Origin of the sequence: Enterobacter sp. 50588862 (assembly GCF_001462935.1) — a bacterium.
In the GTDB taxonomy this organism is placed as follows: domain Bacteria; phylum Pseudomonadota; class Gammaproteobacteria; order Enterobacterales; family Enterobacteriaceae; genus Enterobacter; species Enterobacter bugandensis.
In genome coordinates this window covers 1-8,503 of record NZ_LNHM01000009.1, presented here as the reverse complement: position 1 = coordinate 8,503, position 8,503 = coordinate 1, and the positions used below count along the sequence as shown (strand labels likewise).

Annotated in this window: 7 protein-coding genes, 1 rRNA gene and 1 riboswitch; of the genes, 2 read left to right on the top strand and 6 right to left on the bottom strand. The window is 54.9% G+C overall.

What is annotated here, in order from left to right; genetic code table 11:
• The 3 genes from APT89_RS05355 to btuB all read right to left on the bottom strand — a co-directional run.
• Positions 1 to 67, bottom strand: a 16S ribosomal RNA gene (locus APT89_RS05355); the annotation flags it as partial.
• A 382-nt stretch (positions 68 to 449) separates the two neighbouring features.
• Positions 450 to 1,301 (bottom strand): glutamate racemase, encoded by an 852-nt coding sequence (gene murI / locus APT89_RS05350; RefSeq protein WP_045408730.1) that lies wholly within the window; start codon positions 1,299 to 1,301, stop codon positions 450 to 452.
• Positions 1,246 to 3,093 carry a TonB-dependent vitamin B12 receptor BtuB gene (gene btuB, locus APT89_RS05345; protein ID WP_047363775.1) on the bottom strand — a complete coding sequence of 616 codons (1,848 nt, stop codon included), beginning with the start codon at positions 3,091 to 3,093 and terminating at the stop codon, positions 1,246 to 1,248. Before btuB ends, murI begins: the two co-directional genes overlap by 56 nt.
• A 66-nt stretch (positions 3,094 to 3,159) precedes the next feature.
• Positions 3,160 to 3,335: riboswitch (cobalamin riboswitch) on the bottom strand.
• Between the two features lie 104 nt (positions 3,336 to 3,439).
• Between btuB and trmA the strand changes: the two genes are divergently transcribed.
• Complete coding sequence (gene trmA / locus APT89_RS05340) at positions 3,440 to 4,540, top strand: tRNA (uridine(54)-C5)-methyltransferase TrmA (RefSeq protein ID WP_060571882.1); 1,101 nt, start codon at positions 3,440 to 3,442, stop codon at positions 4,538 to 4,540.
• Positions 4,541 to 4,595: 55 nt separating this feature from the next.
• Here the strand turns inward: trmA and APT89_RS05335 are convergent, their stop codons facing one another.
• Both APT89_RS05335 and fabR read right to left on the bottom strand, forming a co-directional pair.
• The gene (locus tag APT89_RS05335) at positions 4,596 to 4,955 is read right to left on the bottom strand and encodes a YijD family membrane protein (protein ID WP_008501783.1); all 360 of its coding nucleotides are present in this window, start codon (positions 4,953 to 4,955) and stop codon (positions 4,596 to 4,598) included.
• Positions 4,956 to 4,964: 9 nt separating this feature from the next.
• Positions 4,965 to 5,603, bottom strand: coding sequence for an HTH-type transcriptional repressor FabR (fabR, locus tag APT89_RS05330; protein WP_008501784.1), 639 nt, complete (start codon positions 5,601 to 5,603; stop codon positions 4,965 to 4,967).
• A 196-nt stretch (positions 5,604 to 5,799) separates the two neighbouring features.
• On the opposite strand from fabR, the gene sthA reads away from it, so the two are divergent.
• Positions 5,800 to 7,200 carry a Si-specific NAD(P)(+) transhydrogenase gene (gene sthA, locus APT89_RS05325; protein ID WP_045260262.1) on the top strand — a complete coding sequence of 467 codons (1,401 nt, stop codon included), beginning with the start codon at positions 5,800 to 5,802 and terminating at the stop codon, positions 7,198 to 7,200.
• Here the strand turns inward: sthA and oxyR are convergent.
• Entirely contained in the window at positions 7,183 to 8,100 is a 918-nt protein-coding gene (oxyR, locus tag APT89_RS05320) for a DNA-binding transcriptional regulator OxyR (RefSeq protein WP_025758848.1), read from the bottom strand. The genes sthA and oxyR overlap by 18 nt on opposite strands.
• Positions 8,101 to 8,503 lie beyond the last annotated feature (403 nt).

The following is an 8,503-nucleotide window of genomic DNA, read 5'->3' as shown; positions in this document are numbered from 1 at the left end:
GTTCGACTTGCATGTGTTAGGCCTGCCGCCAGCGTTCAATCTGAGCCATGATCAAACTCTTCAATTTAAGTTTGATGCTCGTGAATTAAACTTCGTAATGAATTACGTATGTTCACTCAGAGACTTGAGTATTCATTTTTCGTCCGAGGACGTTAAGAATCCATGTCACTTTGAGTGCCCACACAGATTGTCTGATAAATTGTTAAAGAGCAGTGCAACGCGGCTTTCGCTCACCGTTGCGAGGTCCCGTATATTACGTTTTCCTCATTCAGAGTCAAGTGATTATTTTCGCTTTTCTCTGTTGGCGTTCATCTCTGAACCCCGCTAACCCGGCGGCCTGTAAGCCGTTGTTCCGTGTCAGTGGAGGCGCATTATAGGGAGTTCTCAGACGTTGACAACCCCTCTTTTAAAAAAAACTTTCAACCGTCTCTTTTTTGCTCAAAACCGTGCTATAGCGCCAGTTTTTCGAGCGTTTCAAAGCCATAACGGCGTAAAACGGGTAAAAGTTGTTCAGTTTCTTTTGTTAACGCCATACAAAACGCGATATTCGCATCAGTAGATTTCGCATCCGGGGCTTCATGCTCCAGCAGCCAGGCCGTACGACGGGCGATCGCCGCACCAGAATCCACCAGCCGCGTCCCCTCCGGAAGCACTTCTAATAGCTCTTCCTGCAAGAGAGGAAAGTGGGTGCAGCCCAGCACAACCGTATCCGGAGGTTCAGGCATCCGCAGCCACGGACGAAGAATACGACGCAGCTCGTCGAGTGATACCGCCTTGCCATGCAGCTTCGCTTCCGCCATCTCTACCAGTTCAGCCGAACCGAGCATCGCAATCTGGCATTCGTTGGCGAAACGGTCGATCAGCTCGCGGGTATAAGGACGCTTCACCGTGCCACGCGTGGCCAGCAAGCCCACGATACCGTTCGCCGTCAGGCGCGCGGCAGGCTTTATGGCAGGAACAACGCCCACAACCGGGAACTGGAATTTCTCACGCAGGGCGGGAAGAGAAACGGTGCTTGCCGTATTACAGGCAATGACCGCCAGCGCAAGGGGATAGCGCTTTTGTACCGCGGTGACGATTTCAACCACGCGCTCAACGATAAAGTCTTCACTCTTCTCCCCATACGGAAAAGCGACGTTATCGAAGGCGTAGATGTAATGGAGATCCGGCAGGAGATGCCGAATCTCATCGTAGACCGAAAGCCCACCGACGCCGGAATCAAACACCAGCACGGTAGGGCGCGGATTAGAAGGTGTAGCTGCCAGACAAGGTGTATTCCCGTCCTGCAGTTTGGTAGCCATAAACTGTCTCGTAATCTTTATCGAACAGGTTGGCTATTTTACCACGAACTGTGAGGTGTGAGGTGACCGGATATGAAACTGCGACATCCCACAGACTCACACCGCCCATTTTCACTTTTTCTGACGGATAAGAACCAAAATCAGTGTCGTAACGCGTGCCGAGATAGTGATACGTCAGGCTCCAGTCGAAATCATAGATCTGCGTATCGAGCTGATATTTCACCTGCTGCTTAGCACGACGGTCCAGAAGTTCGTTGGTCGCCGCATTGCGGGCATCCACATAGTCGTAGCCAACGGTATGCGTCAACGGACCTGTATCAAACGACGCCGTCGCTTCCACACCCTTAATGCGTGCTTTACCGACGTTGTAATATTCCTGAAGGTTATTATTGAAGTCGATGAGATTATCAACGTCATTACGATAGCCGGACACGCGCCAGCTCACGCCTGCCGTCAGGCCTTCAAACGCCCCTTCCCACTGCTTGCTCTCTTCTGGATCAAGATGGTCATTGCCATAGAAGCCATAGAGTTGACCCAGATTCGGGGCCTTATAGGCCGTACCATAAGAAGCAATGAAGCGGTAACCGTCCACGAACTCCCACGCTGCACTGCTTTGCCAGGTGCCATGGCGACCAAACTGAGAGTTGTCATCGCTGCGAACCGCCCCTTCCAGAGTGAAATCGCCCAGCTGCTGCAGCCCGGTCAGGTAGACGCCGGTGTTACGCAGGTCGTAGCCGTTGGTCACGTAGTTTGTACCCGGCTCGGTGCTCTGCTTCTGCCAGTCAACGCCCGCACCAATGTTCCCGTGCCCCACATCAACGGAGTTGAGCCACTGAACGTTGTACTGTTTGATTTCATCCAGCGTGGCAGTCGAATCGTAACGGCCCAAATTAGGGTCGTAGTTATAGTCTTTGCTGTGGCTATAGCTGGTGAGCAGCTGTGAATGGAAGATGTCCTCGTTGAAGCGTAATCCTGCGTCCCAGGTCTGGCTATAGAGCTGGCGGGTATCGACCAGTACGTCAGGGGTAAATGAGCTGTAGTAACCGTCATAGGCCGTACGGTTGCTGTAGCCAAAGCCGCGAACAAATCCGCTCCACTGGTCTGAGAATGCGTGCTCCACTGCACCGTAGAGCGTTTTATTCATAAATCCGTCGCGATCGGTCTGGGCAAGGCCACCATTGTTGCCGTCCGCAACCACATCGAAACCTTTGGTATAGGTGTAATCCCCCGCCAGCGTGACGCGCGTGCTGTCGCCCAGCGTTTGCTGGGTACTGCCGCCATAATTCTGGTAACCGTGCGACCCTACGCCGGCATTCAGCGTCGTACCGTCCTTCGCGCGAGTGGTAATAATGTTGACTACACCGCCAATCGCATCCGAGCCGTATACCGCCGAACGCGGTCCACGCACATATTCGATACGCTGCACCAGGGAGATCGGGAACTGGCTGAGATCGGACGACCCCGTGACGCCCGCCTGGTTAAGGCGAATGCCGTCAACGAGAATCAGGACGTGGCTGGAGTTGGTGCCACGGATAAAGAGAGAAGAGAGTTGCCCCATCCCGCCATTTTGCGCCGTGTCCACGCCGGGCAGGCGACGCATAACGTCCAGCACCGAGGTTGACTGCCAGCGGTCAATATCAGCACGCGTAACCACCGACGTTGCTGCCAGAATAGTTTTTTCAGGTTGTTCAAAACGATTTGCCGTCACCACCAACGAGTCAGCGCTATCCTGCGCCCAGCCCGAAAATGCCGTGACGGACAGCGCCGTCAACAGCGATACTTTTTTAATCATTGTTAAAGCATCCACAATATAAGAAGGATGCCGCAGGCCTCATCTATAGCACGCGATGATGAAACCAAATGCGACGTGATCCCGGCAGGTCTTCGGGCTAGGTGGCGTTATACGGATGAAGACTTCCCATTTTCACAGTGTCTACAACATTCATCCCGCCAGTCTTTACCGCTGCGCGTCAGCTCCAGATTCACACTGGATTCCCTTTTCACTCTCAGGAGACCGGAAACAGAATGCTACAATTAGACACGTATAGATGTCCAGACAGCTATTGGCCATTAAATCTGGACATCCCCTGAACAATCCCTACAATCCCCGCGTAATTCTTTATCACTCAGGACGCATCATGACCCCAGAACACCTCCCGACAGAACAGTACGACGCGCAGCTGGCCGAGAAAGTTGTCCGCCTGCAAAGTATGATGACGCCTTTCAACGCGCCCGTTCCCGAGGTGTTCCGCTCCCCTGTCAGCCACTACCGCATGCGCGCCGAGTTCCGCATCTGGCATGACGGCGACGACCTGTACCACATCATTTTTGATCAGCAGACCAAATCACGCATTCGCGTGGACAGCTTCCCGGCAGCGAGCGAGCTTATCAACCAGCTGATGACGCTGATCGTTGAAGGCGTGCGCAACAATCCGGTGCTGCGCCACAAGCTGTTCCAGATTGACTATCTGACCACGCAAAGCAATCAGGCGATTGTCTCTCTGCTGTACCACAAAGCGCTGACCGACGAATGGCGCGAGCAGGCCGAAGCCCTGCGCGATACGCTGCGTGCGCAGAACATCAACGTGCACCTGATTGGCCGCGCGACAAAAACCAAAATCATGCTGGATCAGGATTACGTCGACGAGCGTCTGCCGGTGGCGGGTAAAGAGATGGTTTACCGTCAGGTGGAAAACAGCTTCACCCAGCCGAATGCCGCGATGAACGTGCAGATGCTGGAGTGGGCGCTGAAGGCGACGGAAGGGTCTAAGGGCGATCTGCTTGAGCTGTACTGCGGTAACGGCAACTTCTCGCTGGCGCTGGCGCGTAACTTCGAACGCGTGCTGGCAACGGAAATCGCCAAGCCGTCGGTAGCGGCCGCGCAGTACAACATCGCCGCTAACCATATCGATAACGTGCAGATCATTCGCATGGCGGCAGAAGAGTTCACCCAGGCCATGAACGGTGTACGCCAGTTTAACCGCCTGGAAGGGATCGATTTGAAGAGCTATCAGTGTGAGACGATTTTTGTCGACCCGCCGCGCAGCGGCCTGGACAGCGAAACCGAGAAGATGGTGCAGGCGTACCCGCGTATTTTGTACATCTCCTGTAACCCGGAGACGCTGTGCAAGAATCTGGAAACATTAAGCCAGACGCACAAGGTTGAACGTCTGGCGCTGTTCGATCAGTTCCCGTATACACACCATATGGAGTGCGGTGTACTGCTCACGGCGAAGTAACTCGCCGGCGTTTTCGGCAGGTGGCGCTTCGCTTACCTGCCCTGCTCAGACCTCATTACTCTGGCAGTTGGCTCTTGCGGCTACGCATGCGCGAGCCAATCCAGAACACCAGCGCCACGGACAGTACCGCAGGGAAGAAGTTAGAGCCGATATCCGGATACTCCGCGCGCACCACGGTGCTATACAGCAATACGCCCAGAATAAAACAGGCAGCGGCCAGCCCCGGTAACCCAACCGGCATCGTACGGTTCAGGTAACGCTGATGCAGGCAGTAGACCGTCAGCACCAGCGCAATAAGCGGGAAAATCGAAAATGGCACGATGGAGCTAAAAATAGCGGCAAACGTGCCATTAATGGATAAGCCAGCGATCAATGCCAGCAACAGCGTCCCTTTATCCTGACCTGACTGTTTCATTACTCACCTTCACTCTTCGGTTTGATGTGCCAGTTTCTCTTGTTCACGGCGATACCAGTAGTACGCGCCTTTGGAGATCATCCTGAGCTGCAATACCAGTCGCTCTTCAAGCTGCTTGCGTTGTTCAATGCTGACGTCCAGCGCTTCGGCACCCGCGCTGAACACAATCGTCACCATCGCCTCGGCCTGTGCTTCAGTAAAGGCACGCGGCATATGGTTTTCGAGTTCAAGATAGTCGGCAAGTTCCGCGATGAAGTGCTGAATTTCCCGCGCGACGGCGGCACGAAACGCTGCCGATGTGCCCGAACGTTCGCGCAGAAGCAGACGAAACGCGTTGGGGTTATTGCCGATAAATTCCATAAACGTCGACACGGAGGTGCGGATCACGCTGCCCCCTTTGGCGATACGCTGACGCGCCTGGCGCATCAGCTGGCGCAGCATCAAACCGCTCTCGTCGACCATGGTCAGGCCCAGTTCATCCACATCACGGAAGTGACGATAGAAGGACGTTGGCGCAATCCCGGCCTCGCGTGCGACTTCGCGCAGGCTCAAACTGGCAAAACTCCGCTCAGCACTCAGTTGACTGAATGCGGCTTCCACCAGCGAACGCCGGGTTTTCTCTTTTTGTTGTGCTCTTACGCCCATCACGATAGTTGAATCCTTCCAAAGGTCTGATGGCACTATACCAGAGAATAAAATTAATCTGTTTGCTCAGCTTTGTGAATGATTGTTTACGTGCGGTTTGTGCTCCACTGCCGGAAAAAAGCACAACGATAATTGGGTTACCCTGGCAATGATGTTATGATTCTGTTGCTTTTATGTATAAGAACAGGTAAGCCTTGCCATGCCACATTCCTACGATTACGACGCAATAGTTATTGGTTCCGGCCCCGGCGGCGAAGGTGCTGCTATGGGTCTGGTGAAACAGGGAGCCAGAGTAGCGGTCATCGAGCGCTACCATAATGTCGGCGGCGGTTGCACCCACTGGGGCACCATCCCATCGAAAGCCCTCCGCCACGCCGTTAGCCGCATTATCGAATTTAACCAGAACCCTCTTTACAGCGACCACTCCCGACTTCTTCGTTCCTCCTTTGCCGACATCCTGAATCACGCGGATACCGTCATTAACCAGCAGACGCGCATGCGTCAGGGCTTTTATGAGCGTAACCATTGTGAAATCCTGCAGGGCAACGCGCATTTTGTGGATGAACACACCCTGGCACTCGAATGCCACGACGGTTCGATTGAGACAATCACCGCTGAAAAATTTGTGATTGCCTGCGGTTCACGCCCTTACCATCCGGCCGACGTCGACTTCTCACACCCACGCGTCTACGACAGCGACTCCATTCTGAGCCTGCACCATGAACCCCGCCACGTCATTATCTATGGCGCAGGGGTCATCGGCTGCGAATATGCGTCGATCTTCCGCGGAATGGATGTCAAAGTTGACCTGATTAACACCCGCGACCGCCTGCTGGCGTTCCTCGATCAGGAAATGTCAGACTCCCTCTCCTACCACTTCTGGAACAGCGGCGTGGTGATTCGTCACAACGAAGAGTACGAGAAAATAGAAGGCTGCGATGACGGTGTGATCATGCACCTGAAGTCCGGCAAGAAGCTGAAAGCCGACTGCCTGCTGTACGCCAACGGCCGTACCGGCAATACCGATTCACTGCGGCTGGAAAATATCGGGCTTGAAACAGACAGCCGCGGTCAGCTGAAGGTCAACAGCATGTATCAGACCGCGCTGCCGCACGTATACGCGGTGGGCGACGTAATTGGCTACCCGAGCCTGGCCTCCGCCGCTTACGATCAGGGCCGCATTGCCGCTCAGGCGCTGGTGAAAGGCGAAGCGACGGCGCATCTGATCGAAGATATCCCGACGGGGATCTACACCATTCCGGAAATCAGTTCCGTGGGAAAAACCGAGCAGCAACTGACGTCAATGAAGGTGCCTTACGAGGTAGGTCGTGCCCAGTTTAAACATCTGGCGCGGGCGCAAATCGTGGGGATGAGCGTGGGTACGCTAAAAATTCTGTTCCATCGCGAGACGAAAGAGATCCTCGGGATTCACTGCTTTGGTGAACGCGCGGCGGAAATCATTCATATCGGCCAGGCAATCATGGAGCAGAAAGGTGGTGGTAACACCATTGAGTACTTCGTTAACACCACCTTTAACTACCCGACCATGGCAGAAGCCTATCGGGTAGCCGCGCTGAACGGCTTAAACCGCCTGTTTTAACGCGCTGTCGAAATGGCCATCCATCGCACCGCGGATGGCCTCTGCCAGCTGCTCATAGCGGCTGCGCAGCGGTGACCCTGGGCGATACACCAGGCCGATCGTGCGACGCGGCTCCGGCTTAATGCACGGCAGGTACACCACGCCATCACGCTTACGCTCGCGTGGCACGGCCAGCGCAGGCAGCAGCGTAATACCGCTTCCCGCCGCCACCATATTACGCAGCGTTTCCAGACTGGTTGCGCGGAAGTGGGTATCTTCGTCAGCGCCCGCTTCGAAGCAGAAGCCCATCGCCTGATCGCGCAGGCAGTGACCGTCTTCCAGCATCAGCAGCTTTTCACCGGCCAGATCGGCCATCGGCACGCGATCGCGGTTCGCCCACGGGTGATCTTCATAGATCGCCAGCATCATCGGCTCATCGAACAGCGGTACTTCAATAAACGCTTCGCTCTCTTTCACCAGCGCCAGAATGGCGCAGTCGAGCTTGCCGCTGTCCAGCTGCGCCAGCAGCTGATGGGTTTGCGCTTCGTGCAGGTACATTTCGAGTTTCGGGAACGTCTGGTGCAGCATCGGAATGATGTGCGGTAACAGGTACGGGCCAACGGTTGGGATCAGGCCAATATGCAGCGGGCCGGACATGGCCTCTCCCTGCTGGCTTGCCATTTCCTTGAGCACTTTGACCTCGCGCAGCACGGTGCGCGCCTGATCCACCAGCAGAAGACCGGCCTGGGTGAACAGCACCTTACGGCTGGTGCGCTCCAGCAGCATCACGCCCAGCTCGTCTTCCAGCTTGCGGATCTGCCCGCTCAGCGTCGGCTGGCTGACGTGGCAGGAATCTGCCGCGCGGCGAAAGTGACGATGCTCGGCTAACGCTACCAGGTATTCAAGATCACGAATATTCATTATTCATCCTCCGTCGCCACGATAGTTCATGGCGATAGATAGCATAGCAACGAACGATTATCCCTATCAAGCATTCTGTTGAATAATACACCACATAGACGAGGCGGCACGTGTTTGACCCTTGACGTCCCCGCATCGTCAGCGAGTTTCTCTCAAAACTCGAACAACTAAAGCCAACGTGAACTTTTGCGGACCCCGTGGTCCGCTTTTTTTTTCATAAAAAAGCCTGGCGCTAAGCCAGGCTCCGTTTTACTCCCTCTCCCTGTGGGCTGAGGGATCCCCACAAAATAATACCAGCACGGACGACCCCCTCTCCCTTGAGGGAGAGGGCTGGGGTGAGGGGGAACATACGGCTCTGGTGGTCATTCCGTTCACTTTATGTTCCTCGCTACTCTGTAAGGAC

Excerpts from the sequence above, each read along its gene's own strand:
- murI (WP_045408730.1), bottom strand. The coding sequence starts at position 1,301 with ATGGCTACCAAACTGCAGGACGGGAATACACCTTGTCTGGCAGCTACA.
- btuB (WP_047363775.1), bottom strand. The coding sequence starts at position 3,093 with ATGATTAAAAAAGTATCGCTGTTGACGGCGCTGTCCGTCACGGCATTT.
- trmA (WP_060571882.1), top strand. The coding sequence starts at position 3,440 with ATGACCCCAGAACACCTCCCGACAGAACAGTACGACGCGCAGCTGGCC.
- APT89_RS05335 (WP_008501783.1), bottom strand. The coding sequence starts at position 4,955 with ATGAAACAGTCAGGTCAGGATAAAGGGACGCTGTTGCTGGCATTGATC.
- sthA (WP_045260262.1), top strand. The coding sequence starts at position 5,800 with ATGCCACATTCCTACGATTACGACGCAATAGTTATTGGTTCCGGCCCC.
- oxyR (WP_025758848.1), bottom strand. The coding sequence starts at position 8,100 with ATGAATATTCGTGATCTTGAATACCTGGTAGCGTTAGCCGAGCATCGT.